This window comes from Leifsonia sp. fls2-241-R2A-40a (assembly GCF_030209575.1).
GTDB lineage: Bacteria > Actinomycetota > Actinomycetes > Actinomycetales > Microbacteriaceae > Leifsonia.
Window position 1 is genome coordinate 1,362,755 of record NZ_JARVRS010000001.1, and the last position, 24,148, is coordinate 1,386,902.

General features: G+C 68.3%; 27 protein-coding genes. 20 read left to right on the forward strand and 7 right to left on the reverse strand.

The genetic code is table 11. The features are described 5' to 3' along the window. Positions 1 to 66: 66 nt before the first annotated feature. The 4 genes from trxA to QRN40_RS06875 form a co-directional block, all read right to left on the reverse strand. A complete protein-coding gene (gene trxA / locus QRN40_RS06860) occupies positions 67 to 393 on the reverse strand; it encodes a thioredoxin (RefSeq protein WP_285114792.1) in 327 nt (108 codons plus the stop codon). Between the two features lie 13 nt (positions 394 to 406). Next, positions 407 to 1,393, reverse strand: coding sequence for a thioredoxin-disulfide reductase (gene trxB, locus QRN40_RS06865; RefSeq protein WP_285114794.1), 987 nt, complete (start codon positions 1,391 to 1,393; stop codon positions 407 to 409). A gap of 84 nt (positions 1,394 to 1,477) precedes the next feature. Further along, positions 1,478 to 3,085 (reverse strand): murein biosynthesis integral membrane protein MurJ, encoded by a 1,608-nt coding sequence (murJ, locus tag QRN40_RS06870; protein ID WP_285114795.1) that lies wholly within the window; start codon positions 3,083 to 3,085, stop codon positions 1,478 to 1,480. Next, on the reverse strand, positions 3,078 to 5,369 hold the full coding sequence (locus QRN40_RS06875; RefSeq protein WP_285114797.1) for a DUF6049 family protein: 2,292 nt from the start codon (positions 5,367 to 5,369) through the stop codon (positions 3,078 to 3,080). Before QRN40_RS06875 ends, murJ begins: the two co-directional genes overlap by 8 nt. 95 nt (positions 5,370 to 5,464) lie before the next feature. Here QRN40_RS06875 and QRN40_RS06880 point away from each other — a divergent pair, with 95 nt between their 5' ends. The 7 genes from QRN40_RS06880 to QRN40_RS06910 all read left to right on the forward strand — a co-directional run bounded on the left by QRN40_RS06880 (position 5,465) and on the right by QRN40_RS06910 (position 11,270). Then, on the forward strand, positions 5,465 to 6,889 hold the full coding sequence (locus QRN40_RS06880) for a CCA tRNA nucleotidyltransferase (protein WP_285114798.1): 1,425 nt from the start codon (positions 5,465 to 5,467) through the stop codon (positions 6,887 to 6,889). 249 nt (positions 6,890 to 7,138) lie between these two features. Next, positions 7,139 to 7,510, forward strand: coding sequence for a 30S ribosomal protein S6 (rpsF, locus tag QRN40_RS06885; protein WP_285114799.1), 372 nt, complete (start codon positions 7,139 to 7,141; stop codon positions 7,508 to 7,510). 4 nt (positions 7,511 to 7,514) lie between these two features. Continuing rightward, positions 7,515 to 8,024: a single-stranded DNA-binding protein gene (locus QRN40_RS06890; protein WP_285114801.1), complete on the forward strand. Its 510-nt coding sequence runs from the start codon at positions 7,515 to 7,517 to the stop codon at positions 8,022 to 8,024. An 81-nt stretch (positions 8,025 to 8,105) separates the two neighbouring features. Continuing rightward, entirely contained in the window at positions 8,106 to 8,369 is a 264-nt protein-coding gene (gene rpsR / locus QRN40_RS06895) for a 30S ribosomal protein S18 (protein WP_018189012.1), read from the forward strand. Positions 8,370 to 8,380: 11 nt separating this feature from the next. Further along, on the forward strand, positions 8,381 to 8,833 hold the full coding sequence (gene rplI / locus QRN40_RS06900) for a 50S ribosomal protein L9 (RefSeq protein WP_285114802.1): 453 nt from the start codon (positions 8,381 to 8,383) through the stop codon (positions 8,831 to 8,833). 460 nt (positions 8,834 to 9,293) lie between these two features. Then, positions 9,294 to 10,667: a replicative DNA helicase gene (gene dnaB, locus QRN40_RS06905; RefSeq protein WP_285114803.1), complete on the forward strand. Its 1,374-nt coding sequence runs from the start codon at positions 9,294 to 9,296 to the stop codon at positions 10,665 to 10,667. Positions 10,668 to 10,760: 93 nt separating this feature from the next. Then, positions 10,761 to 11,270: a hypothetical protein gene (locus tag QRN40_RS06910; RefSeq protein WP_285114804.1), complete on the forward strand. Its 510-nt coding sequence runs from the start codon at positions 10,761 to 10,763 to the stop codon at positions 11,268 to 11,270. Positions 11,271 to 11,288: 18 nt separating this feature from the next. Here the strand turns inward: QRN40_RS06910 and QRN40_RS06915 are convergent, their stop codons facing one another. Beyond that, the gene (locus tag QRN40_RS06915; RefSeq protein WP_285114805.1) at positions 11,289 to 11,993 is read right to left on the reverse strand and encodes a Pr6Pr family membrane protein; all 705 of its coding nucleotides are present in this window, start codon (positions 11,991 to 11,993) and stop codon (positions 11,289 to 11,291) included. Between the two features lie 98 nt (positions 11,994 to 12,091). Between QRN40_RS06915 and QRN40_RS06920 the strand changes: the two genes are divergently transcribed. Together QRN40_RS06920 and QRN40_RS06925 are read left to right on the forward strand one after the other, a co-directional pair. After that, complete coding sequence (locus QRN40_RS06920; protein WP_285114806.1) at positions 12,092 to 12,688, forward strand: HdeD family acid-resistance protein; 597 nt, start codon at positions 12,092 to 12,094, stop codon at positions 12,686 to 12,688. A 26-nt stretch (positions 12,689 to 12,714) separates the two neighbouring features. Next, positions 12,715 to 13,017, forward strand: coding sequence for a hypothetical protein (locus tag QRN40_RS06925; RefSeq protein WP_285114807.1), 303 nt, complete (start codon positions 12,715 to 12,717; stop codon positions 13,015 to 13,017). Between the two features lie 18 nt (positions 13,018 to 13,035). On the opposite strand, the gene purB is transcribed toward QRN40_RS06925, so the two are convergent. Both purB and QRN40_RS06935 read right to left on the reverse strand, forming a co-directional pair. Beyond that, the gene (gene purB, locus QRN40_RS06930; RefSeq protein ID WP_285114808.1) at positions 13,036 to 14,415 is read right to left on the reverse strand and encodes an adenylosuccinate lyase; all 1,380 of its coding nucleotides are present in this window, start codon (positions 14,413 to 14,415) and stop codon (positions 13,036 to 13,038) included. A 78-nt stretch (positions 14,416 to 14,493) separates the two neighbouring features. Next, on the reverse strand, positions 14,494 to 14,880 hold the full coding sequence (locus QRN40_RS06935; protein WP_285114809.1) for a phage holin family protein: 387 nt from the start codon (positions 14,878 to 14,880) through the stop codon (positions 14,494 to 14,496). 110 nt (positions 14,881 to 14,990) lie between these two features. Between QRN40_RS06935 and QRN40_RS06940 the strand changes: the two genes are divergently transcribed. The 11 genes from QRN40_RS06940 to rpsN all read left to right on the forward strand — a co-directional run bounded on the left by QRN40_RS06940 (position 14,991) and on the right by rpsN (position 24,132). Next, positions 14,991 to 16,100, forward strand: a complete 1,110-nt coding sequence (locus tag QRN40_RS06940) for a pyridoxal phosphate-dependent aminotransferase (protein ID WP_285114810.1) — start codon at positions 14,991 to 14,993, stop codon at positions 16,098 to 16,100. Positions 16,101 to 16,104: 4 nt separating this feature from the next. Next, entirely contained in the window at positions 16,105 to 17,244 is a 1,140-nt protein-coding gene (locus QRN40_RS06945; RefSeq protein ID WP_285114811.1) for a thiamine pyrophosphate-dependent dehydrogenase E1 component subunit alpha, read from the forward strand. A gap of 437 nt (positions 17,245 to 17,681) precedes the next feature. Then, positions 17,682 to 18,641 carry an alpha-ketoacid dehydrogenase subunit beta gene (locus QRN40_RS06950; RefSeq protein ID WP_285117455.1) on the forward strand — a complete coding sequence of 320 codons (960 nt, stop codon included), beginning with the start codon at positions 17,682 to 17,684 and terminating at the stop codon, positions 18,639 to 18,641. A 46-nt stretch (positions 18,642 to 18,687) separates the two neighbouring features. After that, positions 18,688 to 20,094 (forward strand): dihydrolipoamide acetyltransferase family protein, encoded by a 1,407-nt coding sequence (locus QRN40_RS06955; RefSeq protein WP_285114812.1) that lies wholly within the window; start codon positions 18,688 to 18,690, stop codon positions 20,092 to 20,094. A gap of 96 nt (positions 20,095 to 20,190) precedes the next feature. Next, on the forward strand, positions 20,191 to 21,096 hold the full coding sequence (locus tag QRN40_RS06960; protein ID WP_285114813.1) for a metal ABC transporter solute-binding protein, Zn/Mn family: 906 nt from the start codon (positions 20,191 to 20,193) through the stop codon (positions 21,094 to 21,096). Further along, positions 21,093 to 21,953, forward strand: coding sequence for a metal ABC transporter ATP-binding protein (locus tag QRN40_RS06965; protein WP_285114814.1), 861 nt, complete (start codon positions 21,093 to 21,095; stop codon positions 21,951 to 21,953). The genes QRN40_RS06960 and QRN40_RS06965 overlap by 4 nt, the downstream gene beginning before the upstream one ends. Next, positions 21,950 to 22,858 carry a metal ABC transporter permease gene (locus tag QRN40_RS06970; RefSeq protein ID WP_285114815.1) on the forward strand — a complete coding sequence of 303 codons (909 nt, stop codon included), beginning with the start codon at positions 21,950 to 21,952 and terminating at the stop codon, positions 22,856 to 22,858. Before QRN40_RS06965 ends, QRN40_RS06970 begins: the two co-directional genes overlap by 4 nt. Before the next feature lie 6 nt (positions 22,859 to 22,864). Beyond that, on the forward strand, positions 22,865 to 23,281 hold the full coding sequence (locus tag QRN40_RS06975) for a Fur family transcriptional regulator (RefSeq protein ID WP_285114816.1): 417 nt from the start codon (positions 22,865 to 22,867) through the stop codon (positions 23,279 to 23,281). 139 nt (positions 23,282 to 23,420) lie between these two features. After that, a complete protein-coding gene (gene rpmB, locus QRN40_RS06980; RefSeq protein WP_018188988.1) occupies positions 23,421 to 23,657 on the forward strand; it encodes a 50S ribosomal protein L28 in 237 nt (78 codons plus the stop codon). After that, positions 23,657 to 23,824 (forward strand): 50S ribosomal protein L33, encoded by a 168-nt coding sequence (gene rpmG, locus QRN40_RS06985; RefSeq protein ID WP_285114818.1) that lies wholly within the window; start codon positions 23,657 to 23,659, stop codon positions 23,822 to 23,824. The genes rpmB and rpmG overlap by 1 nt, the downstream gene beginning before the upstream one ends. A 2-nt stretch (positions 23,825 to 23,826) precedes the next feature. Continuing rightward, on the forward strand, positions 23,827 to 24,132 hold the full coding sequence (gene rpsN, locus QRN40_RS06990) for a 30S ribosomal protein S14 (RefSeq protein ID WP_285114819.1): 306 nt from the start codon (positions 23,827 to 23,829) through the stop codon (positions 24,130 to 24,132). Positions 24,133 to 24,148: the final 16 nt, after the last annotated feature.

Genomic DNA, 24,148 nt, shown 5'->3' on the forward strand with positions numbered 1-24,148 from the left:
TCCGGGTACGAAAAAGACCCGCCCGGCGGGTGAGCGACGGACGGGTCTGAAGAGGGACGGGTCGCGCTACGCGATGTAGGCGGCCAGGTCGGCCTCGAGGGCCGGCTTCGGCTTGGCACCGATGACGGTCTTGACGACCTCGCCACCCTGGTACACCTTCATCGCGGGGATGGAAGTGATCTGGTACTTCGCCGCGGTCTGCGGGTTCTCGTCGACGTTGAGCTTGACGATCTCGATCTTGTCGGCGTGCTCGGAGGCGATCTGGTCGAGGATCGGGCCTACGGCGCGACAGGGACCACACCACTCGGCCCAGAAGTCCACGAGGATGGTCTTCTCGCTGTTGAGGACGTCCTGCTCGAAGCTGGCGTCCGTGACCGAACGTGCTGCTGACATGTTGTTGTTCTCCTTATGCGGTGGTCGTGAGTTCGAGATCGCTGGATGCGCCATCCGCCGCGCGGTCCAGCAGGTCCTTAGGGAGCGTAGTGAGGTAGTGCTCCGCGTCGAGGGCGGCAACCGTCCCGGACGCCGCGGCGGTGACCGCCTGACGGTAAGTGGGGTCGATGACGTCGCCTGCGGCGAAGACGCCCGGCAGGTTCGTCTTGGAGCTGCGACCATCGACGGCGATGGTGCCCTCGGCGGTCAGGTCGAGCTGACCATGGACGAGGTGCACGCGCGGGTCGTTGCCGATCGCGATGAACAGGCCCTGCAGGTGCAGCTCGCTCTCCTCGCCGGTGACGAGATTGCGCAGCTTCACATCCTGCACCTGCTCGTCTCCACCGATGCCGATGACCTCCGAGTTCCAGATGAACTCGATCTTGTCGTTGGCGAAGGCGCGCTCCTGCATGATCTTGGAGGCGCGGAGGGAGTCGCGACGGTGGATGATGTACACCTTGTCGGCGAAGCGGGTGAGGAACGTGGCCTCTTCCATCGCGGAGTCGCCACCGCCGACGACGGCGATCGTGCGCTGGCGGAAGAAGAATCCGTCACAGGTGGCGCACCAGGAGACGCCGTGGCCGGACAGACGCTCTTCGTCCTCCAGGCCGAGCTTGCGGTAGGCCGAACCGGTCGCGAAGATCACCGCGAGTGCCTCGTGGACGGCACCGGAGCCGAGCGTGACCTTCTTGACCTCGCTGGTCAGGTCGACCGACACGACGTCGTCGAGGACGATCTCGGTGCCGAACTTCTCGGCCTGCGCCTGCATCTTGAACATGAGGTCCGGTCCCATGACCGCGTCCGGGAAGCCCGGGAAGTTCTCGACCTCTGTCGTGTTCATCAGCTCGCCGCCGGCCTCGACCGAGGAGGCGATCAGCAGCGGCTTGAGGTTGGCGCGGGCCGCATAGACGGCCGCGGTGTAACCGGCAGGGCCGGAACCGATGATGATGATCTGCCGCACAGCGGAACTCCTTGACCTGATCACGACACCTTCGTCTGGAGGTGTCGACCTGTAGAACACATCCTAGGCGGATGCTATTCCGTGTCACCTGGGTGTGCGAGAACGCCCTGCGGCGCGGTTCAGAATGGGCGCCAGCCCGTTCTCCAGGTCGGGCGATCGCAGCATCCCGAGGAAGCCGACATAGACGACCAGCATCACCACGCTGACGACGGCCGTGGCGACGATCGCGGCGATCGGACCGCTGACCGGGAAGGCACCCTTCTCTACCCCGCCGAGGATGACGAGGAAGCCGCCTCCTGCGGCCATTGCGGCCAATCCGGCGACGACGAAGCGCCACAGCGAACCCAGGATGCGTCCGCCATCCACTCCCCCGGTGCGGCGGCGCAGGAGGGCGAATGCGAGGACAGCTTGGACGACGCTCGCCAGCGACACGACCAGAGCGACGGCGGCCGCACGGGTGGTGGGAGGAACGGCGAAGCAGATGAGGACGCCGACGACGATGACCGCGACCTGCGCGAGCGTGAAGAAGAACGGCGTCCGGGTGTCGCCCAGGGAGTAGAAGGCGCGCTGAGCCATGAAGACGAGCGAGAAGGGCACCAGGCCGACGAGATAGGCGACGAGCACGAGTCCCATCGACTGATAGTCGGGGGTGAACACACGCGCGATCGGGAACGCGGTGACGATGAGGGCGGCCGACGAGAAGACGATGAGGAACATGATCGAGCGTGCCGCCGACGAGAAGTCCTGGCGGAACTCGGTGACCGACCCGCGGTGCGCGTGCTCCGCCATCCGCGTGTAGTACGCCGTGACGATGGAGACCGCGATGATGCCGTGCGGGAGCATGAAGATCAGCCAGGCGTTCTGCATGACGAACGGGCCCGCGAAGCCCTCGCCGGCCGAGTTCGACACGTTCGTCTCGACCAGCCCCGCGACCTGCGTCGCGATCAGCATCGCGAATGTCCAGCCGGCCGCCTTCCCCGCCGTTCCCAGGTTGACGCCGCGCCACCCGAAGTCGAGGCGGAACCGGAGTCCGACCCGGCGCCAGAAGACGAACAGGATGATCGCCTGGACAGCGACGCCGAGGGTCGCTCCGCCGGCGAGCAGGGCGACCATCCCGAAGGACCAGTCGTTGTGCACGTGTCCGGTCGACGCGGCGCCGAAGAGCAGGATGAACGCGGTCAGCATCGCGATGGCGACGACGTTGTTCACGACGGGCGCCCACGTGAAGGGGCCGAACGACTTGCGGGCGTTCAGGACTTCCCCGAGCAGTGTGTAGAGGCCCAGGAAGAAGATCTGCGGAAGCGACCAGTACGCGAACGCGGTCGCGAGTTGCGCCTGCTCGCCGCGAAGGCCGAACAGCGCGACGAGTGCGGGTGAGAGGAAGGTCGCCACCACGGCCACGACAGCGAAGACCACCATCCCGAGCGTGACGAGCTTGTTGATGTAGGCACGGCCGCCGTCGGGGTTGATGGACGCGCGCACGATCTGGGGAACCAGGACGGCGTTGAGGATGCCCTGAGCGATGATCGCGTAGATGCTGTTGGGCACGATGGTGGCCGTGCCGTACGCGTTCGCCGCGAAGGTCAGCGTGCCGATCGCCTGCACGAGCAACCACGCCTTGGCGAAGCCGAGGACGCGGGAGACGAGGGTTCCGGATGCGAGGACGGCGCTCGCGCGCCCGACGCTAGCCACGGGGATCCTCCCCCGGCGGGCTCTCTGCTGCAGGGGCGTCGGCGGTGGAACCCTCTGACGGGGTTACGGCTGCGGCCGCGTCCGCATCCTCTCCGGGCTCGGCCGCCTCCGCCTCGCCTTCCGCGCGCGTCGACCGGCGCCGGAGGATGTTGCGCACGATCCCGAAGCCGAACAGCAGGACCAGCAGGACGCCGAAGATCAGGGCGCCGATGCCCTCCCAGTCCGCGTGCACATCCACCGTCACCGAGGTCGGATCGCCGATGGGCACGCCGGTCGGGCTGTAGAGATGGAGCGAGAGCACGACCTGGCCGTTGCCCACCTTCGCCTTGACCGGGATGAGGACCGTCGCGCGGGAGTCCTGGAGGATGCGCTTGGTGGTCGACTGATCGACCTCGAGCCGGCTGTTTGACGGTGCCGCCGTCAGCACGATGGTGACGGCGTCGCCCTCCAGCCCATTGCTCACCGTGAAGGGAATGGACCCCTGCGCACTGACGAGGTTGACGTTCTCCGTGGGCAGGATGCGGATGGAGTGGAGTGTCTGGTAGGTCGTCGCCCCCTCCTTCGCGACCGCGGCGGTCCAGTCGGTCCGGGGGTTCAGCCACGACACGGCGAGGAGCGCGAGGAGGTCGGCGCGCGTGCGTCCGGTGAGGCGCGTCGGGTCGTCCAGAACCGTCGCGAACTGGCCGAGCGAGCCCTCGTCCTGCACCAGCGCCCGGATGCTGGCGACGCGCTGCGCCGATTCCGGCGCGTCGACCAGGTCCAGGCCCTGCGTCTGCGGCGCGTCCGCGATGCTGCGGAACGTCGCGGGTGCGGACCAGGGGGACGAGAACAGCGAGTTCAGGGTGCGTTCGAGCTGCGTCCCGCTGGAGGGCCAGGAACGGTCGAGCGCTACGAGCATCCGCCGGGCGTCCCCCGGTTCCTGGCCGATGAGTTCCAGCTGGGCGTTGACCTTCGACATCGCGGTGTTCCACGCCGCATCGCTGGGTGCGGATACCGCCTGGCGCAGAGCATCACTGATGCCCTGGTCGGATACGACGAGACGACTGCCGCCCGAGGTGACCGGAGCGTTCGACGTCGTCGCGAGCCCATCGGCGTTGGTGTTGCTGCCGGAGACGATGGTGGTGGCGAGGCCGGCGGCGGCAAGCGGTCCGAGGTCGGCGTGACGAAGGGTCTTGTCGCCGGGCCAGCCGATTCCGGTGAGCGAGAAGTCCCAGGCCAGCAGCTTCTCCATCGTCGGGACGACCGGGCCGGGTGTCCCGGTGGGAGTCGGGCTCGGCGTGAGGGCACCGGGTGTCGGGGTGGGGCTGGCGGTGGACGGCTCACCGACCGGAGTGGGAGTCGGTGTGAAGTTCTTGGGGTCGATCCCATAGGCGAGGGAGGTGGGCTGGAGCGGTGCGGGAAGTCCGGCCTGGATCTGCCCGGCGAGGTCCGCGTCGGCGTAACCGAGCGAGAAGGTTTCGTTCGGGAGGTCGGCCAGGCGCCCGAGCCACTCGACCGCGGTCGGTGGCGCAGCGTTTCCCAGGGCACGGATCGACGCGATGATCATCGGGTCGATCCCCACGGTCACCGTGGTGTGGCCGTTCAGGCCGTCGAGCTCGCGCGTCAGGATGCCGTTGGGCGCCGTGTACGTCGCGAGGTCGTCGGAGGCGATCAGCCCGCTCGATCCGGATGGGGTGACGATCGGCATCGCGACGTTGATGCTCGCCTGCTTCGCGGTGCCGCCCGGATACCAGACCACGGAACCGCGCGCCTGCGCATCCGCGGATCCGGCACGGACCGATGCCCCGATCCCGAAGACCGCCGAGGACGTGCGTGCAGCGAAGGGGACGGACGCGGCCGGGACCGCGAGCCGGACGACGGTGCTCGAACCCGGTTCGAGCGTGTTCAGCTGAGCCTGACCGAGGTCGACGGCGCCGGAGACGGCGTCGGTCGCGGTGAGCCAGGCGGCGAGGGCCTTGCGGTCCTTCTGCGCGGTCGGGTCGGCCCAGAGCGTTACCGTGCCGGTGGCGTAGGCGGTGTCGGTCGGGTTGGAGACCGTGATCGACACGCCCAGATCCTTGCCGGGACTGAGCACCCCGCCGCCGTCGGCTGTGATGGTCGCTGCGAGACCGCTGGCGGCGGTCGCCGCGTGGGAGAGTGTCGGTTCCGCCGCGTTCGCCGGTGCGACTCCGCCTCCGACTGCTCCAGCGGCGGTCAGCGCTCCGATCACCAGCGCGGTCGCGACCTGGCGTGCACGGGCGCGAAGGGATGAACCCCTCCGGAGGGTGGGGGAGGCTGCGCTCATGCGTCGACGCGCGATCCCGACTCGGCCTCCATGACCTCGATTGTAGAGGTCGCCCCCTGAGAGGCCCGCGAGCGGGGCCGTTAAACTGGGTCACCATGCAGAGCGTCGCCGAATCCCTCGAACGTCTCGGCGACCTCGCGCGCACGCCGTCGGTCGCCCGCCTCGCGCCCGCCTTCGAGGCGGCCGGGCACGAGCTGTCCCTGGTCGGCGGGCCGGTCCGGGATGCGCTGCTCGGTCGTCCCGTGCACGATCTCGACTTCACGACCGACGCCCGTCCGGATGCGATCCTGCGCATCGTCGGACCGATCGCCGACGCCGTCTGGGACGTCGGACGGCAGTACGGGACCATCGGCGCACGCCTCGGCGACGACACGGTCGAGATCACGACCTACCGCAGCGACAGCTACGACGGGGCCACGAGGAAGCCCGAGGTCGAATTCGGCGACGACCTCGAGGGCGACCTGCTGCGCCGCGACTTCACGGTCAATGCGTTGGCGCTGCGCCTGCCGGAGGTCCGGCTCGTCGATCCGTCCGGGGGTGTCGAAGACCTCATCGCCGGCGCGATCACGACGCCGAGCAGCCCGGAGATCTCCTTCGGGGATGACCCGCTCCGCATGCTGCGCGCGGCGCGCTTCACCGCGCAGCTCGGGTTCACCGTCGACGAGGCCACCCGGGAGGCCATGTCGGCCATGGCCGACCGCATCGAGATCGTGAGCGCTGAGCGCATCCGCGACGAGCTGAGCAAGCTCCTCCTGGCGGACGAACCCCGCGAGGGGCTCGAACTGCTCGTCGAGACCGGCCTGGCCGACCGGGTGGTGCCGGAGATCCCTGCTCTCCGGCTCGAGGCGGACGAGCACCACCACCATAAAGACGTCTATCAGCACAGCCTCACGGTGCTCGACCAGGCGATCGGCTACGAGAAGGAGCGCCACCCCGGCGAGGCTCCCGACCTGGTGCTGCGGCTGGCCGCCATCCTCCATGACATCGGGAAGCCCGCCACCCGGCGGTTCGAGCCGGGCGGCGCGGTCAGCTTCTACCATCACGACGTCGTGGGCGCGAAGCTCGCCAGGAAGCGGCTGACAGCGCTGCGGTTCGATAAGGCGACCATCGACGCGGTGGCACGGCTCATCGAGCTGCACCTGCGGTTCTTCGGGTACTCGGATGCCCAGTGGACCGACTCCGCGGTTCGCCGCTACGTCCGCGACGCCGGCCCGGAGCTCGAGCGACTCCACATGCTCACCCGCGCAGACGTCACGACGCGCAACCGACGCAAAGCCGACCGTCTCGCCTTCGCTTACGACGACCTCGAGTCGCGCATCCGCGAACTGCAGGAGCAGGAGGAACTGGATGCGGTCCGTCCCGATCTGAACGGGGAGCAGGTCATGCGGGTGCTCGGTATCCGGCCCGGCCGGGAGGTCGGTCAGGCGATGCGGTTCCTCCTGGAGCTCCGGCTCGATGAGGGTCCGCTCGGCGAGGAGGAGGCCACGCGGCGGCTGCTCGCCTGGTGGGAGAGCCGCTGAGACGCAGGGCGTCGTCCACAGCTTCGACGATGGAGCAGTTCTCCACCGATCGCTGTCGCCAGGCGCACGAGCTGCGGTCTCGCGGCGAGGCTTGGAGGCATGACCGAGACACTCGCCGGCTGGCGCCCCGCATCCGCATCCGTTACGCTAGATAAGTTGTCCGGGCGGATTCCTGCCCTGGGCACGTCTATGACACCCTCCTGCTGCAGAACGTCTGCAGCCGCTGAGACCAGAGGAGGTGGGTTAGTCATGCATCAGTACGAGTTGATGGTCATCCTCGATCCCGAGATCGATGAGCGCACCGTGGCTCCGAGCCTTGACAAGTTCCTCAACGTCGTTCGTAACGACGGTGGAACGATCGACAACGTCGACATCTGGGGACGTCGTCGCCTGGCTTACGAGATCAACAAGAAGTCCGAAGGCATCTACGCCGTCGTGCAGCTCACCGCAGAAGGTGACACCACCAAGGAGCTCGACCGCCAGCTGAAGCTCAGCGAGGCCGTCATGCGCACCAAGGTCCTCCGCGCTGAGGAGGCGATCGCTCAGGTCGCTGCCGCGCAGCAGCGTGCCGACGAGAAGGCTGCCCGCAAGGCCGCCACCTCCGAGAAGGCCGGCGCCTAGTCCCATGGCCGGCGAGACCGTCATCACCGTGGTGGGAAACCTCACGGCCGACCCCGAGCTGCGCTACACGCAGAACGGGCTGGCAGTCGCCAACTTCACCATCGCGTCCACTCCCCGCACGTTCGACCGTCAGGCGAACGAGTGGAAGGACGGTGAGGCTCTGTTCCTCCGCGCCAGCGTCTGGCGCGAGTTCGCCGAGCACGTCGCCGGATCGCTGACGAAGGGGTCGCGCGTCATCGCGCAGGGCCGCCTCAAGCAGCGCTCCTACGAGACGAAGGAAGGCGAGAAGCGCACCAGCATCGAGCTCGAGATCGACGAGATCGGCCCGTCGCTGCGTTACGCCACCGCTCAGATCACCCGCACGCAGTCGTCGCGCGGGCCTGGCGGCGGAGGCGGCTTCGGTGGAGCGCCTGCCGTCGAGGAGCCCTGGGCCGCATCGGCTCCGGCCGACCCGTCCGCCGGTGCAGACGTCTGGAACACTCCAGGCTCCTACAACGACGAGACCCCCTTCTAACGAGATTCGCCTCTCCGCAGAGGGGCACCCATCATCAGCCCGCCGGCCGGAGGCCGGGTCGGGCGGAAAGCAAAGGAAACCATGGCTGGAAAGTCGAGCGGCGACCGCCGCAAGCCAATCCGCAAGGGCAAGGACGGCAAGAACGCCGCTCCCGCGAAGTCCGTTCGCGTGGGCGTCATCGATTACAAGGACGTCGCCACCCTGCGTAAGTTCATCTCGGAGCGTGGAAAGATCCGCGCCCGTCGCATCACCGGTGTCTCCGTCCAGGAGCAGCGACTCATCGCCCGCGCGGTCAAGAACGCGCGCGAGATGGCGCTCCTCCCCTACGCCGGCTCTGGCCGTTAAGGAGAAGCGACATGTCGAAGGTAATTCTCACGCACGAGGTCACCGGCCTCGGCTCTGCCGGTGACGTCGTCGACGTCAAGAACGGCTACGCCCGTAACTACCTCGTCCCCCAGGGCTTCGCGATCGCGTGGTCCCGTGGTGGCGAGAAGCAGGTCGAGCAGATCAAGGCGGCGCGCGTCGCCCGCGAGCTGCACACCGTCGAGCAGGCCCAGGACCTCAAGGCCAAGCTCGAGGCGACCAAGGTCAAGCTGACCGTGAAGGCGGGCCGCGAGGGCCGTCTGTTCGGTTCGGTCAAGACCGGCGATGTCGCGGACGCCGTCAAGGCGGCCGGCATCGGCGAGCTGGACAAGCGCAAGATCGAGCTTCCGAACCCCATCAAGGTCGTCGGCGACCACGAGGCGACCGTGCGTCTGCACGACGACCTCTCGGCCGTCATCACCCTTCAGGTGGTCGCTGCCAAGTAGGCGCGACGAAGCGGAAGTGTAGCGGCGGGCGAAGGCCCGCCGCTACACCTCGTTAATGATCTTTTCCCCCGTTCTGTGCACAGGTAGCAGACCCGCGCGGCCAACGTTGAACACAGGGTTCAAAGAAGTTTCTGCACACAGGGTGGGGATAAGAAAAACCCTGGTCGCGCGGCGATTGTGTGACCAAAGTTCTTTTCTGTCCACAGCTTTCCACACACCTTCTACACACGCTCGTCGGCGTTTCGCGCAGATTCTCCCCAGTTTTATCCACAGGCCGAGTTGTGAGGGGGAGCGGCGGGTTCGTAGTGTGGATCGACATCGAGGGACGACGGCCGCGTCACAGCGGAGATGTCAGAGGTCGCCCCGACAATCGACCTGAGGGATCTTCCGCTCGGCAAGCGCGTCCGGCCCTTGGGGGCGGTCCGTCATGTCCGGCTACAGCTCGAAGTGAGGAGAGAACGTGTCGATCGCCCATATCGGTCTCGCAGACGGTCGCGACCCGGGCGATGCCCGTACTCCGGAGCGCACTCCGCCGCACGACCTGCTGGCCGAACAGAGCGCACTCGGAGGCATGCTCCTCAGCAAGGATGCTGTGGCGGATGTCGTCGAGGTCGTCCGGGGCACCGACTTCTACATCCCCAAGCACGAGATCATCTACGACGCGATCCTCACGCTCTACTCGCACGGCGAGCCCACCGACGTCATCACCGTCACCGACGAACTCACCAAGATCGGAGAGCTCTCGAGGGCCGGCGGCGCCGAGTACCTCCACACCCTGACCAGCCTCGTCCCGACCGCTGCGAACGCGGGCTACTACGCCAACATCGTCGCCGAGAAGGCACTCCTCCGACGCCTCGTGGAAGCGGGAACCCGCATCACGCAGATGGGCTACAAGGCCGAGGGCGAAGTGCTCGACCTGGTGAACAACGCCCAGGCCGAGATCTACTCGGTGACGGGTTCGCAGGAGACCGAGGACTACGTCCCGCTCACCGAGGCCGTCACCGTGGCGATCGACGAGATCGAGGCCGCGAAGCACAAGGACGGCTCGATGACCGGTGTGCCGACCGGCTTCGCCGAGCTCGACGAACTGACGAACGGGCTCCACCCCGGGCAGATGGTCATCGTGGCCGCACGGCCGGCGCTCGGAAAGTCCACGCTCGCGCTCGACTTCGCCCGCGCTGCGGCGATCAAGCACGACATGCCGACGATCTTCTTCTCACTCGAGATGGGGCGCAGCGAGATCGCGATGCGACTGCTGTCCGCGGAAGCGTCCGTCCCGCTGCAGAACATGCGCAAGGGAACCGTCGACAACCGGGACTGGACGACCATCGCATCCACTCGCGGTCGCATCAACGACGCTCCGCTGTACATCGACGACAGCCCCAACATGACGCTCGTCGAGATCCGCGCCAAGTGCCGCCGCCTCAAGCAGCGCGTCGGCCTCAAGATGGTCATCATCGACTACCTCCAGCTCATGACGAGCGGTAAGCGCGTCGAGAGCCGCCAGCAGGAGGTCAGTGAGTTCTCGCGAGCGCTCAAGCTGCTTGCCAAGGAGCTCCAGGTCCCTGTGATCGCGCTGTCGCAGCTGAACCGTGGTCCGGAGCAACGTGCAGACAAGCTCCCCGCCCTGAGCGACCTCCGCGAGTCCGGATCGATCGAGCAGGACGCCGACGTGGTCGTCCTCCTCCACCGCGAGTCCGCCTACGAGAAGGACAACCCGCGCGCCGGCGAGGCCGACCTCATCGTCGCCAAGCACCGAAACGGCCCCACGCGAACGGTCACCGTCGCGTTCCAGGGCATGTACTCGCGCTTCGCCGACATGGCGCCTATCTGATCCGCCGCCGGCACCTGAAAGAGGTACGGAACGCGCCCTCCGATCATCCTGGCGGATGACGCGGAGAGCGGCCCGGACGCGTTCAATAGAGACATGTCGGGCATCCTCATCCCCCTGCTGCAGGGCGCGGGCAGTGTGGGTCTCTCGGTCGTCGCGTTCGCCCTCGCGTTGACCTGGCCGTCGCTCCTGTCGCCCCTCCTGCGGCTTCGCACGGACACTGCCCGAGTCGCCGCGTTCGCCGGACTCGGCGTCGTACTGCTGCTTGCGGCGTCCGTTCTCTACGCGACGCCCGCGGTTCTGCTGCGCGATCCGCTCGGAGTGCTGCTCGCGGTACCGGTCGCTGCGCTCTGGCTCATCGGGGCTGTCGCCCTCGCCCTCCGGGGGCTGCTGATGCACGGAGCGGCGCGTGCCGTCTCCATCGCATTGGCCGTCGTGGCCGCATGCGGAGCGCTGGCCGGGATCGGCGCCGCGCTGCTGGCACAGCGTGGATTGCCGGACACGGTCACTCCCACGGGAGCCTTCCTGCTCGCAGTGAGTGCGCTCGCAGCCATCATCCTGTGGGCGCGAACCGAAGAGCCGGAGCAGCGTCCGACCCTCGCCTGACGGTGCCGGCGTCCGGCCTCAGCCTTCAGCCGCCGGAGCCACGCTCGGAAGTGCCCGGCCGCCCCTCCAGCGCCGCGAGATCCACACGACGCCGTACCCGGCCGCCAGAATGACCACGGCGATCAGCAGCACATAGAAGGCGACCGACAGGTAGCCGTTCGGGCTGGTCTGGGGGTTGAGGAACGGATACGGGTACCACGGGCTCTTCCCCGACACCGGGTCGGCGGCGAACGGCGCGCGGATCAGGGTGTAGATCGCCCAGGCGATCGGGAACACCGCGATCCCCCACACGGCCCTGAGCCGGAGCGGGGTGCGACCGGGCGCGAACAGCCAGTCGACCAGCAGGTAGACGGGAGCGACGACGTGCAGCACCTCGTTCGACCAGCCGACGGTCGTGCCCTGCGCGAGCGAGATGTTCCGCAGCAGCAGGTTGTACACGACGCCCGTGGTCACCAGGTAGGTCACCGACGCGGCGCGCAGGGCGGTGAACCATCCCGGGTCGTCGTCGCGCCGTATCAGGAGGAGCACCGCACCCATGGCGAGCACGACGACGCCCAGCACGTTCGAGTCGATGGTGAAGAAGCTGAAGAAGTTCGCGACCAGGCCGGCCACATCCCCGCCCTGGCCGCCGACCGACTGCACGCTCGCCGTGAACTGCGCCACGATGGCCGCAAGGGTGAGGGCGAACGCCGCTGCCCGGAGTAGCGCGAAAGCGATCCGCATGCCGCGATCGTAGCGATCCGCGGCCACCGGGTGGGGCGAACGCGCAGGAAGCCGCCGACTAGACTGGACGGCGAATCCCGTACGAAAGAGGTCGCCGAGTGGCTACCGCCGTCCCTGCCCCGAAACCGAACGTCCACGCGCACACCCGCTACTGGGTGGTCCCCGCCATACGTGCGATCGTGGCCCTCGCCGCCGGCGCGATCATCACCTTCACCCGGGACGCGCACACCGCCACGTTCGGCCTGATCGTCTTCGGCGCATTCGCGATCGTCGACGGCCTGGCCACGGGCATCCTCAGCGCACTGCTCGCGGGGCGCCGCGTCACCCGAACGCTCTTCGCGGTCCAGGGCGCCATCGGAGTCATCGCCGGAGTGCTGGCCCTGGTGCTTTCCGGGTCCGGCCTCGGGCTGTTCCTCTATCTCGTGACGGTCTGGGCGGCACTCACGGGCTTCCTCGAGCTCTACAACGGGATCCGCGAGCGCAGCCGCGATGCGGCGGCCCGGGACTGGCTGATCACGGGGGCGATGACGGCCGTGCTCGCGCTGGTGCTGCTCTTCGCGCCGGCCGACGCCATCCTCGCCATCGGGCTGTTCGGTGCCTGGGCCGTGATCGTCGGGGTGTTCCAAGCGATCGGCGCCGCCACCCTGCGCAGCGCCGCGCACACGCCCTCCCGCCGAGCGGAGAGTGGATCGTGACCTCTCGCGACAAGAAAGACCCCCGAGTGACCCAGAACCTCCAGCCCACCCGCCGCGACCGATTCCTTCCGGTCGAACTGCTCGGCATCTCCGCCGGCCTGGCCGTGTTCGTGGGACTGATCGTCCTGGTCGCGACGCGGGAGTTCGTGCTGGCGGGTGTGGCGTTCGGCGTCACCTTCATCGTCGCGCTGGTGCTGCTCGCCCTCTTCGCCCTCGCGTTCAAGCCGACCGAGGCCGAAGTGGAGGACATCCACGAGCAGGATGCGGAAGCGCGTGCCAAGGCGGCGCGCGACCGTGCCGAGGGTGACGACCGGCCGAGTGGTCACTGACGCCGGCCCCGCGGCTGACTACAGGTAGTCGACCAGCTCGGACGCCAGCCCCACATACCCGGCGGGAGTGAGCGCCAGCAGGCGGTTCTTCGCCGCCTGCCCGATCTCGAGGCCGTTGACGAACTCGGTCAGGGCCGCGTGGTCCACGCGCTTTCCGCGCGTCAGCTCCTTGAGCAGCGCGTACGGATCGGAGATCGTCGAGCGCCCCGCCGTGACCTCCGCCCGGATGACCGTCTGGATCGCCTCCGCGAGCACCTCCCAGTTGAGGTCCAGGTCGTCGGCGAGCGCCTTCCGGTCGATCGCGACCTGACCCAGGCCGCGCTGGACGTTGTCCAGCGCGAGCAGCGAGTGGCCGAGCCCGACGCCGATGTTGCGCTGCGTCGTCGAGTCCGTGAGGTCGCGCTGGAGGCGACTGGTGACGAGGGTTGCTGCGAGCGAGTCGAGGACGGCGCTCGAGAGCTCGAGGTTCGCCTCGGCGTTCTCGAAGCGGATCGGGTTCACCTTGTGCGGCATCGTCGACGAACCGGTCGCGCCGGGCTCCGGGACCTGGCGGAAGTAGCCGAGCGAGATGTACGTCCACATGTCCGTGCACAGGTTGTGAAGGATGCGGTTGGCGTGCGAGATGCGGGAGTAGAGCTCGGCCTGCCAGTCGTGCGACTCGATCTGGGTGGTGAGCGGGTTCCAGTCGAGGCCGAGGCTCTCGACGAACTCGCGGGAGATGCGGGGCCAGTCGGCGTCGGGGTCGGCCACAAGGTGCGCGGCGAAGGTGCCGGTGGCGCCGCTGAACTTGCCGAGGTGGACGCCGCCCTCGATCTGCGTGCGCACCCGCTCGAGCCGGTGCACGAAGACGGCGAGCTCCTTGCCCATGGTCGTCGGCGTCGCCGGCTGGCCGTGGGTGCGCGCGAGCATCGCGTCGTCGCGGTACTGCAACGCCTGTGCCCGCAGCTCGGCGATGACCGCGCGGAACTTCGGCAGCCACGTCTCCCGGACGGCCGCGCTCACGGTCAGGGCGTAGGAGAGGTTGTTGATGTCCTCGCTGGTCGCCGCGAAGTGGGTCAACTCGGCGATGCTGTCGAGCCCCAGAGCGTGCAGGCGCTCGCGCACCAGGTACTCGACGGCTTTGACGTCGTGCTTGGTGGTGGCTTCGAGCTCGGCGAGCCGGTCGATCTCCGGCTGGCCGAAGTCATCCGCCAGGGCGCGCAGCGCACTCTTCTGCTCGGCCGTCAGCGGAGAGGAGCCGAACATCCGGTGCTCGGTGAGGTACAGCAACCACTCGACCTCGACCTGTACGCGCGCGCGGTTCAGACCGGCCTCCGAGAGGTGATCGCCGAGTCCGACGACGGCGGACCGGTAGCGGCCGTCGAGGGGGCTGAGCGGCTGGGGAGGCAGGGCGGTCATGGTGCTCCTCGCGGGATCAGGCGGCGGGTACCCCACCATTCTCCCGCACGCGCTACGGCGCCGGAGACGCCGGAGGCCTCAGTCGCGGCGGGCGGGCCGGATGATCAGCCCCAGCAGCCAGGCGATGATCGCCAGGACGAGCGCGCCGAGCACTCCCGACCAGAACCCGTCGATGTGCAGACCGAAGCCCAGGGCGTCGCTGATCCACGAGACGATGAACAGCAGGAAGGCGTTGACGATGAGCGAGATCAGCCCCAGCGTCAGGATGTACAGCGGGATCGCGATGATGCGGATCACCGTGCCGATGATGGCGTTGACCACGCCGAAGATGAGCGCGATGAGCAGGTACGTCAGGATGCGCGCAGTCGTGTCGGGGGCGTAGGGCACCACGGTCACGCCGCTGACGATCAGCGTCATGAGCCAGAGGGCGATGGCGTTGATGATCAACCGGAGCAGGAATCGCATGGCCACATCCTTTCAGGGACGGCGGGCCGGGTACAGCGGCAGCCCTGCGGCGTCATCCACAGATCGAGGGAATTCCGCGCGGGGTATGCGGGCGCGGCTAAGTTGGGTCTGTGAGTTCCGATGACACGCTCGGCGTGAGACTGCGCCCCGAGATCGTCGCCGTACCTGCCTACAAGCAGGGGCGGCCGGCGCCGGCAGACGGCTTCAAGCTGTCGAGCAACGAGAACCCCTTCCCCCCGCTGCCTTCGGTGGTGGATGCGGTGGCGGCCACCCTGCGCGAGCTGAACCGGTATCCCAACGCGGGCGGGGGCGACCTTCGCCAGCGGCTGGCCGAGCGGCACGGCGTCGACGTCTCCGAGGTCCACCTCGGAAGCGGTTCGGTGGCGCTGCTGTCCCAGCTGATCTCCGCGGCGGCCGGTGTCGGCGATGAGGTCGTCTACGCGTGGCGCTCGTTCGAGGCCTACCCCGGGCTCGTCACCGTGACGGGCGCGACCAGCGTCCAGGTGCCGAACCGGGCCGACGGCAGCCACGACCTGGATGCGATGGCCGACGCCATCACCGACCGCACGCGCGTCGTCATCGTGTGCACCCCGAACAATCCGACCGGCACGATCGTCACCGCGGCCGATTTCGCGGCGTTCATGGCCCGCGTTCCGTCGAACCTCCTCGTGCTCCTCGACGAGGCGTACTACGAATTCGTCACCGACGACGCTGCGGTGGACGGCATCCCGCTGCTCTCGCGCTACCCCAACCTGGTCGTCCTCCGCACGTTCTCGAAGGCGTACGGCCTCGCCGCACTTCGCATCGGCTACGCCGTCGGGCCGCAGGCGGTGCTCGATGCGGCGCGATCCGCGGCCATCCCGCTCTCCGTCACCGACGCCTCGCGGGTCGCCGCGCTCGCTTCGATCGACGCCGAGGACGAACTCATGGAGCGCGTGGCGCGCGTGGCGATGCGTCGCGACCGGCTGCGGGATGCTCTGATCGGGCAGGGCTGGGCCGTCCCCGAGGCGCAGGGCAACTTCGTGTGGCTCGCGACGGGCGAGCAGACGGTCGAGGCGAACGACGCCTTCTTCGACGCCGGACTGACGGTTCGCGCATTCCCGCCCGAAGGCATCCGCATCAGCGTCGGCGAGGAGGAGTCTGTGGCAAAACTCCTGCAAGTTGCTGATGATCTTGTGCGGAACCTACCAAATGGGCACCCAGGCAAGCGGTTAGGTTAGAACGGTGGTTGCGACGAACGAGATCCCGCGCCCGGCGAACACGGTCCAGCTGCTCACTGCTGACGGCCGTTTCCAGCCGAGTGAGACGTCGGCCGAGTACCTCCCGTACCTCGAGCGCCTCGACGAGAACGACTACCGCACCTTCTATCGCGACATGATCCGGGTGCGTTCGCTGGACAACGAGGGCGCGAATCTGCAGCGGCAGGGCCAGCTCGGCCTCTGGGTTCCCAGTCGTGGCCAGGAAGGTGCCCAGGTCGGCTCGGCGCGCGCGGCGCGGCCGCAGGACCACCTCTTCCCCTCCTATCGCGAGCACGTCGTCGGCATGGTCCGCGGCATCGACCCGATCGGAATCATGGGTCTGCTGCGCGGCACGACGCACGGCGGGTGGGACCCGACGGATCCGGCGGTCGGGAACTTCCACCTGTACACGCTCGTCATCGGCTCGCAGACGCTGCACGCCACGGGCTATGCGATGGGCATGAAGCTCGACGGAAAGGTCGGCACCGGTGACCCGACGCAGGACGAGGCGGCCATCGTCTACTTCGGTGACGGCGCCACCAGCCAGGGCGACGTCAACGAGGCGTACGTCTTCGCCGCCAGCTACCAGACCCCCCAGGTGTTCTTCCTGCAGAACAACCACTGGGCGATCTCGGTGCCGGTCAGCACCCAATCCCGCACGCCGCTCTACCTGCGGTCGAGCGGATTCGGCATCCCCGGCGTCCAGATCGACGGGAACGACGTGCTGGCCGCCTACGCGGTCACCGCCAAGCATCTCGACGACGCCCGTAACGGCGAGGGCCCGAGCATGATCGAGGCGCTCACCTACCGCATGGGCGCGCACACCTCGAGCGACGACCCGAGCAAGTACCGGACGGACGAAGAGCTCGCCTACTGGGCGGAGCGCGACCCGATCCGGCGCTTCCGGGTGTTCCTCGAGGAGCAGGGGGTCGGCCAGGCCTTCTTCGACAGCGCGGACGAGGAGGGGGCCGATCTGGCCGCCGACATCCGTCGGCGCACGCTGGAGCTCACTCCGCCGTCTGTCGCCTCGATGTTCCAGCACGTCTACAGTGAGCCGCATCCTCTGGTCGACGAGCAGCAGCAGTGGATCGAAGACTACGAGGCGCAGTTCGGAGGTGACGCATGAGCGACGTGAGGAGTGAGGCCGAGTACGTGGAGGCCGAACTGATCGAAGAGCCCGCCGGCGGCGACGCTGCCGCGGGCGAGACGGAGACCTCGGAGGACAGCGTGTCGCTCGACACGCAGGCCATCGACGTCGTCGAGATCATCGAGAGCGACCCGGACTCCCGCGTGCTCGAGGAGCACGTGGCCGAGCAGGAGTGGACGCGCGAGTTCGTGATCGACGACGAGGCCGCGCCCGAGCAGCTCGCCGGCGAGCAGCCCGGAACGGACGAGACCGAGGGCGACGCCCAGGCAGGCGTTCAGGCCTCCGCGGAGGTCGGAGAGGACGCTGCAGCAGGCGAGCAGCAGGCGGCGACCGAACAGGTCGAGCCGGACGAGGCGCCGAACGCGCAGGCTCCCGCCGCCGAGGCGGCTCCCGAGCCGCGCATCCAGTCGCTTCCCATGGTCAAGGCGCTCAACGCCGGGCTGCGGCGTGCGCTCGCCGAGGACTCCCGCGTCATCCTCATGGGTGAGGACATCGGCCCGCTCGGCGGAGTCTTCCGCGTGACCGAAGGGCTCCAGAAGGAGTTTGGCCCGCAGCGCGTGATGGACACCCCGCTCGCTGAGGCGGGCATCATCGGCTCGGCCATCGGGCTGGCGATGCGCGGCTACCGGCCGGTGGTCGAGATCCAGTTCAACGGGTTCGTCTTCCCCGGCTTCGACCAGATCACCACTCAGCTCGCCAAGATGACCAACCGGCACAGCGGGCGGATGAAGTTCCCCGTCGTGATCCGTATCCCGCACGGCGGGCACATCGGCGCGGTCGAGCACCACCAGGAAGCGCCCGAGGCGTACTTCGCCCATACGGCCGGCCTGCGCGTCGTCGCACCGTCGACCCCGCACGACGCGTACTGGATGATCCAGGAGGCGATCCGCTCCGACGACCCCGTGGTCTTCTTCGAGCCGATGAGCCGCTACTGGCCCAAGGGCGAGGTGGACGTGGTCGAGAACCCGACGCCGCTCCACGCCAGCCGCGTGGTCCGGACCGGGACCGACGCGACCGTGATCGCGTGGGCCGGGATGGTGAGCGTCGCGCTCCGCGCCGCCGAGCTCGCCGCCGAGGAGGGACGCAGCCTCGAGGTCATCGACCTCCGGTCGCTGTCCCCCATCGACTACGGACCCGTCGTCGCCTCGGTGCAGAAGACGGGCCGGGCGATCATCGCGCAGGAGGCGCCGGGCAACGTCTCGGTCGGCTCCGAGCTGGCGGCGACCATCGCGGAGAAGGCGTTCTACTCGCTCGAGGCGCCGGTGATGCGCGTCGCGGGCTTCGACGTCCCCTTCCCGCCGGCGAAGCTCGAAGAGCTCTACCTGCCGGACGCCGACCGAATTCTCGAAGCCGTCGACCGGGCACTGGCGTACTGAGCGCCCGCCCGCCGACAGGCGCGAAGACAACAGAGAGAAGTCGCACATGAGCGAGTCCCAGTTCCTCCTGCCCGATGTGGGCGAGGGCCTGACCGAGGCGGAGATCGTCGCTTGGAAGGTCGCCCCCGGCGAGCCCGTCGCGGTCAACCAGGTGATCGTCGAGATCGAGACCGCCAAGTCGCTCGTCGAGCTGCCGTCGCCCTTCGAGGGCACCGTCGGCGAACTCCTCGTGTCGGAGGGCCAGACGGTCGAAGTCGGCACCCCGATCTTCACCGTGACGTCCGGTGGCGAAGCACCGGCTGCTCCCGTGCGCGAGCCCGAGCCGGCGGAGGAGGTCGCGGCGGATGCAGCCGCGACCGTCTCGCACGAGGAGGAGCCGAAGGCGGGAGCCGTCCTCGTCGGGTACGGATCCGCAGGGCACGGCACGACCCGCCGTCGGCGGCTGACGCATCCCGGTACCGGCTCCCTGCCCGTGTCGTTCACGGGTTCGATCGCTCAGCCGACCGTACCTGCTCCGCAGGCAGCACCGCAGCCCGCTCCGACCCCCTCCCGCGCTCCCGCGGCCGCGGCCGCCTCCGCGGCCCGTCCCGCGGGCCCCGTCGTCGCGAAGCCGCCGATCCGCAAGCTTGCGAAGGACCTCGGCGTCGATCTCACCGCCGTCACCCCGACCGGCCCGATCGGCGACGTGACGCGCGACGACGTGCTGCGCGAGGCCACGCAGGTAACCGTCTTCCGCAACCTCCAGACGCCGGAGTGGCCGGACGACCGCGAGGACCGCATCCCGGTCAAGGGCGTGCGCAAGGCCATCGCCAACGCGATGACCTCCAGCGCGTTCACCGCGCCGCACGTGAGTCTCTTCGTGGACGTGGATGCGACCCGCACGATGGAGTTCGTCAAGCGCCTCAAGAACTCCGCCGACTTCGGCGGCGTGAAGGTCTCCCCGCTGCTCATCATGGCGAAGGCCATCATCTGGGCGGTGCGCCGCAACCCGACGGTCAACTCGTCGTGGACCGACGAGGAGATCATCGTCCGCCACTACGTCAACCTCGGTATCGCCGCCGCGACGCCGCGCGGGCTGATCGTTCCGAACATCAAGGAGGCGCAGGGCATGACCCTGCTCGAGCTCGCGAAGTCGCTCGAGCAGCTCACCCTCACGGCGCGCGACGGCAAGACTCCCCCGGCCGACATGAACGGCGGGACCATCACCATCACGAACATCGGCGTGTTCGGGATGGACACCGGCACGCCCATCCTGAACCCCGGCGAGGTCGGCATCGTCGCGCTCGGCACGATCAAGCAGAAGCCGTGGGTGGTGGACGGCGAGGTGCGCCCGCGCTACGTCACGACGCTCGGCGCCTCCTTCGACCACCGCGTGGTCGACGGGGATGTCGCGTCCCGCTTCCTGGCGGATGTCGCATCCATCATCGAGGAGCCTGCGCTCCTGCTCGATTGAATTTGACAATCATTATCAATAGAGCCTAATCTGAGCCGGTGCCCGCGATCGCGGGCGCACATCCTCGTGTCGTTCGCGACTTAGACAGGCTCACCCATGAAGACGCGCTCCCTCGTCTCCGTTCTCGCGGTCGCGGCCGCCACCGTCGTGGCGCTCGCCGGCTGCTCATCGTCGTCGGCGGGATCCGACGACGGCACCCTCCGCGTCGTCGCCAGCACGAACGTGTACGGCGACATCGCCGGCACCATCGGCGGCGACGCCGTGCGCGTCACCTCGCTGATGTCCGACCCCGCACAGGACCCGCATTCGTTCGAAGCCAGCGCGCAGAACCGGCTCGCCGTCTCGAAGGCCGACGTCGTCATCGAGAACGGCGGAGGGTACGACGAGTTCATGCAGTCCCTTCTGAAGGGCGAGAAGAACGACTCCGTGAGCGTCCTCAACGTCGTCGACCTCTCGGGCGTTAAGCCGGTCGACGGCGAACTGAACGAGCACGTCTGGTACGACCTGCCGACCGTGCAGAAGCTTGCCGACGCGCTCGCCGACGCGCTCGGCAAGGCCGATCCTTCGCAGAAGGCGACCTTCGACGCGAACGCGCACGCGTTCATCCAGAAGCTCTCCGGCCTCCGCGACACGGAGGCGAAGCTCAAGGCCTCGTATGCGGGCGAAGGCGTCGCGATCACCGAGCCCGTCCCGCTGTACATGCTGGAGGCGATCGGCCTGGTGAACAAGACGCCCGAGAAGTTCAGCGCGGCGATCGAGGAGGAGAACGACGTCTCCCCCGTCGTGCTCAAGGACACCCTGCAGCTGTTCAGCAGTCACCAGGTGAAGCTGCTCGCCTACAACGAGCAGACGACGGGAGCGGAGACGGAGCGCGTGCTCGCTGCGGCGAAGCACGCCGGTGTCCCCGTCGTCCCCGTGACCGAGACGCTGCCGAGCGGCGAGCACTACGTCGGGTGGATGCAGGCCAACCTCGACGCCATCGGAGAGGCGCTGGGCCGATGAGCGAGCCACTCGAGCGCATGCCGGCTCCCGAGACGCGCGACGTCGTCCTGCGCCTGCGCGACGCCTCCCTCGGTTTCGGCGACCGCACGCTGTGGAGCAACCTCGATCTGGATGTGCACGCGGGTGAGTTCGTCGCGGTGCTCGGTCCCAACGGTTCGGGCAAGACGAGTCTGCTGCGCACGATCCTCGGGCAGCAGCAGCTCGACAGCGGGGAGATCGCCTTCGAGGGCCACGCGGTCCGCCGCGGCGACCGCCGGATCGGCTACATCCCGCAGCAGAAGCTCATCCCCGCCGGGACGCCGATGCGCGCCCGCGACCTCGTCGCCCTCGGTGTGAACGGGCACCGCTGGGGTCTGCCGATCCCCCGCCGTGACGACCGCGCGCAGGTCGACCGGCTCATCGACGATGTCGGCGCGCGGCGCTACGCGGACGCGGCCGTCGGCTCGCTCTCCGGTGGCGAGCAGCAGCGGCTCCGCGTCGCGCAGGCGCTCGCCGGCGACCCCGCCCTGCTGCTCTGCGACGAGCCCCTGCTCTCCCTCGACCTGCAGCACCAGCGCGGCGTGAGCGAGCTCATCGACCGTCGGCGCCGCGAGCACGACAGCGCGGTCGTCTTCGTCACCCACGACGTCAACCCGGTGCTCGGGATGGTCGACCGCGTCCTGTACCTGGCGGGCGGTCGATTCCGCACCGGCACCCCCGACGAGGTGCTGCGCAGCGACGTCCTCACCGACCTGTACGGGACGCCCGTCGACGTGATCCGCAGCCGCGGCAGGATCGTCGTGGTCGGCATCCCCGACGCGGAGACCCACGACCACCACGCGCACACGCGCGACGCGCACCCGGAGCCGGCAGCATGATGCATCTCGACCTGTGGCAGCAGTTGTTCGACTTCACCGACTACGGCGAGCTGCTCCTGCTGGTGAAGAACTCGATCTTCGCAGGCGCGGTCCTCGGGATCGTGGGCGGGCTCATCGGGGTCTTCGTGATGCAGCGCGACATGGCCTTCGCCGTGCACGGCATCAGCGAGCTGTCGTTCGCGGGTGCGGCGATCGCGCTGCTGTTCGGCGCGAACGTCGTGGCTGGCTCCCTGGTCGGATCGCTGGTCGCCGCCGTGCTCATCGGTCTGCTCGGGGCCAAGGCGCGGGACCGGAACTCGATCATAGCGGTGCTCATGCCCTTCGGGCTGGGCCTCGGCATCCTGGCCCTGGCACTGTATCCGGGGCGCAGCGCGAACAAGTTCGGGCTGCTCACCGGCCAGATCGTGTCGGTCGACGACCCCCAGCTGGGCTGGCTGCTCGCGATCGGTGCCATCGTGCTGGTCGCCCTGCTGCTGATGTGGCGGCCGCTGACCTTCGACAGCCTGGATGCGGATGTCGCCGCGTCGCGCGGTGTCCCGACCGGCTTCGTGGCGCTCGCCTTCATGGTGCTGCTCGGGCTGGCGGTGGCCGTCTCGGTGCAGATCGTCGGGGCCCTGCTCGTGCTGTCGCTCCTGGTGACACCCGCTGCGGCGGCCATGCGCATCTCGTCCTCTCCGATCGCGGTCCCCCTGCTGAGCGTGCTGTTCGCGCTCGTGTCCGTGGTGGGCGGCATAATGCTCGCGCTCGGGAGCGCCCTGCCGATCAGCCCGTACGTGACGACGATCTCGTTCCTCATCTACGTGGTCTGCCGTGTCGTCGGTGGTCGTCGCGCCCGGCGCCGGGGATCGTCCTCCGGCCCGGCCTCCGCGTCGGCTTCTCGGCCACTCGTGAGCCAGGCGGGATAGCCTGGAATGGTGAAGCGGAACACCTGGCAGCGGGAGGCCGTCCGTGAGGCCCTGACCTCGACGGAGGGCTTCATCAGCGCGCAGGGATTGCACCTCAGCCTTCACGAGGCGGGGTCTCCGATCGGGCTGGCGACCGTGTACCGGGCGCTGTCCGACCTGGCGGCCGAAGGCGACGCCGACTCGCTGCAGTCGCCCGAGGGCGAGAGCCTCTACCGCGCCTGCACCACCGGGCATCATCACCACCTGATCTGCCGCAACTGCGGGCTCACCGTGGAGATCGAGGCGGATGCTGTGGAGGAGTGGGCCCGTCAGGCCGCCGCTGCTCACGGTTTCACTCAGGCGCAGCACGTCGTGGATGTCTTCGGCCTCTGCGCCGCGTGCACCGCGAAAAGCGATTTGGCCGCTTCCGCGTCCATGCCGTAGCATAGATGTTTGGCTGAGTGGGCTCCTCCCACTCCGTTAGCCGTGTACGAAACCCCCACTTCTCGAAGCGGGGAAGTCGTGCGCCGACAAGTGACCTTGGGTGGAGCCGTCCGGCTCCACGGTATTGGAGAAGAAACCAATGGCAGCAGTGTGCCAGGTGACTGGAGCCGTTCCCGGCTTCGGTCACAACATCTCGCACTCGCACCGTCGCACGAAGCGTCGGTTCGACCCGAACATCCAGAAGAAGACGTACTACGTCCCGTCTCTTCGTCGTAACGTCACCCTGACCCTGAGCGCCAAGGGCATCAAGGTCATCGACGCCCGCGGCATCGAGTCCGTGGTCAAGGACCTCCTGGCCCGTGGGGAGAAGATCTAATGGCGAAGCAGCAGGACATCCGTCCGATCATCAAGCTCCGTTCGACGGCGGGCACCGGTTACACCTACGTGACCAAGAAGAACCGTCGCAACAACCCCGACCGCCTCGTGCTCAAGAAGTACGACCCTGTAGTGCGAAAGCACGTCGACTTCCGAGAGGAGCGCTAAACATGGCCAAGAAGTCAAAGATCGCCAAGAACGAGCAGCGTAAGGTCATCGTCGAGCGCTGGGCCGCGAAGCGCGCCGAGCTGAAGAAGGCTCTCGTCGACCCGAACGGCTCCGACGAGTCCCGCGAGGCCGCCCGCCTGGGCCTGCAGAAGCTCCCCCGGGACGCCTCGCCGATCCGCGTCCGCAACCGCGACGCCGTCGACGGCCGTCCCCGCGGAAACCTCAGCAAGTTCGGTATCTCGCGTGTTCGCTTCCGCGACATGGCGCACCGTGGCGAGCTGCCCGGTATCACCAAGTCCAGCTGGTAAGTCAGCGCGACGACGT

What these genes read in the sequence shown, in the direction of transcription:
- rpsR (WP_018189012.1), top strand. Translation starts at nt 8,106, where the DNA reads ATGGCTGGAAAGTCGAGCGGCGACCGCCGCAAGCCAATCCGCAAGGGC.
- rpsF (WP_285114799.1), top strand. Translation starts at nt 7,139, where the DNA reads ATGCATCAGTACGAGTTGATGGTCATCCTCGATCCCGAGATCGATGAG.
- QRN40_RS06890 (WP_285114801.1), top strand. Translation starts at nt 7,515, where the DNA reads ATGGCCGGCGAGACCGTCATCACCGTGGTGGGAAACCTCACGGCCGAC.
- rpmB (WP_018188988.1), top strand. Translation starts at nt 23,421, where the DNA reads ATGGCAGCAGTGTGCCAGGTGACTGGAGCCGTTCCCGGCTTCGGTCAC.
- QRN40_RS06910 (WP_285114804.1), top strand. Translation starts at nt 10,761, where the DNA reads ATGTCGGGCATCCTCATCCCCCTGCTGCAGGGCGCGGGCAGTGTGGGT.
- QRN40_RS06875 (WP_285114797.1), bottom strand. Translation starts at nt 5,369, where the DNA reads ATGAGCGCAGCCTCCCCCACCCTCCGGAGGGGTTCATCCCTTCGCGCC.
- rpmG (WP_285114818.1), top strand. Translation starts at nt 23,657, where the DNA reads ATGGCGAAGCAGCAGGACATCCGTCCGATCATCAAGCTCCGTTCGACG.
- QRN40_RS06960 (WP_285114813.1), top strand. Translation starts at nt 20,191, where the DNA reads ATGAAGACGCGCTCCCTCGTCTCCGTTCTCGCGGTCGCGGCCGCCACC.
- QRN40_RS06935 (WP_285114809.1), bottom strand. Translation starts at nt 14,880, where the DNA reads ATGCGATTCCTGCTCCGGTTGATCATCAACGCCATCGCCCTCTGGCTC.
- trxA (WP_285114792.1), bottom strand. Translation starts at nt 393, where the DNA reads ATGTCAGCAGCACGTTCGGTCACGGACGCCAGCTTCGAGCAGGACGTC.
- QRN40_RS06950 (WP_285117455.1), top strand. Translation starts at nt 17,682, where the DNA reads ATGGTCAAGGCGCTCAACGCCGGGCTGCGGCGTGCGCTCGCCGAGGAC.
- QRN40_RS06965 (WP_285114814.1), top strand. Translation starts at nt 21,093, where the DNA reads ATGAGCGAGCCACTCGAGCGCATGCCGGCTCCCGAGACGCGCGACGTC.
- purB (WP_285114808.1), bottom strand. Translation starts at nt 14,415, where the DNA reads ATGACCGCCCTGCCTCCCCAGCCGCTCAGCCCCCTCGACGGCCGCTAC.
- QRN40_RS06915 (WP_285114805.1), bottom strand. Translation starts at nt 11,993, where the DNA reads ATGCGGATCGCTTTCGCGCTACTCCGGGCAGCGGCGTTCGCCCTCACC.
- rplI (WP_285114802.1), top strand. Translation starts at nt 8,381, where the DNA reads ATGTCGAAGGTAATTCTCACGCACGAGGTCACCGGCCTCGGCTCTGCC.
- QRN40_RS06970 (WP_285114815.1), top strand. Translation starts at nt 21,950, where the DNA reads ATGATGCATCTCGACCTGTGGCAGCAGTTGTTCGACTTCACCGACTAC.
- rpsN (WP_285114819.1), top strand. Translation starts at nt 23,827, where the DNA reads ATGGCCAAGAAGTCAAAGATCGCCAAGAACGAGCAGCGTAAGGTCATC.
- QRN40_RS06955 (WP_285114812.1), top strand. Translation starts at nt 18,688, where the DNA reads ATGAGCGAGTCCCAGTTCCTCCTGCCCGATGTGGGCGAGGGCCTGACC.
- QRN40_RS06975 (WP_285114816.1), top strand. Translation starts at nt 22,865, where the DNA reads ATGGTGAAGCGGAACACCTGGCAGCGGGAGGCCGTCCGTGAGGCCCTG.
- QRN40_RS06880 (WP_285114798.1), top strand. Translation starts at nt 5,465, where the DNA reads ATGCAGAGCGTCGCCGAATCCCTCGAACGTCTCGGCGACCTCGCGCGC.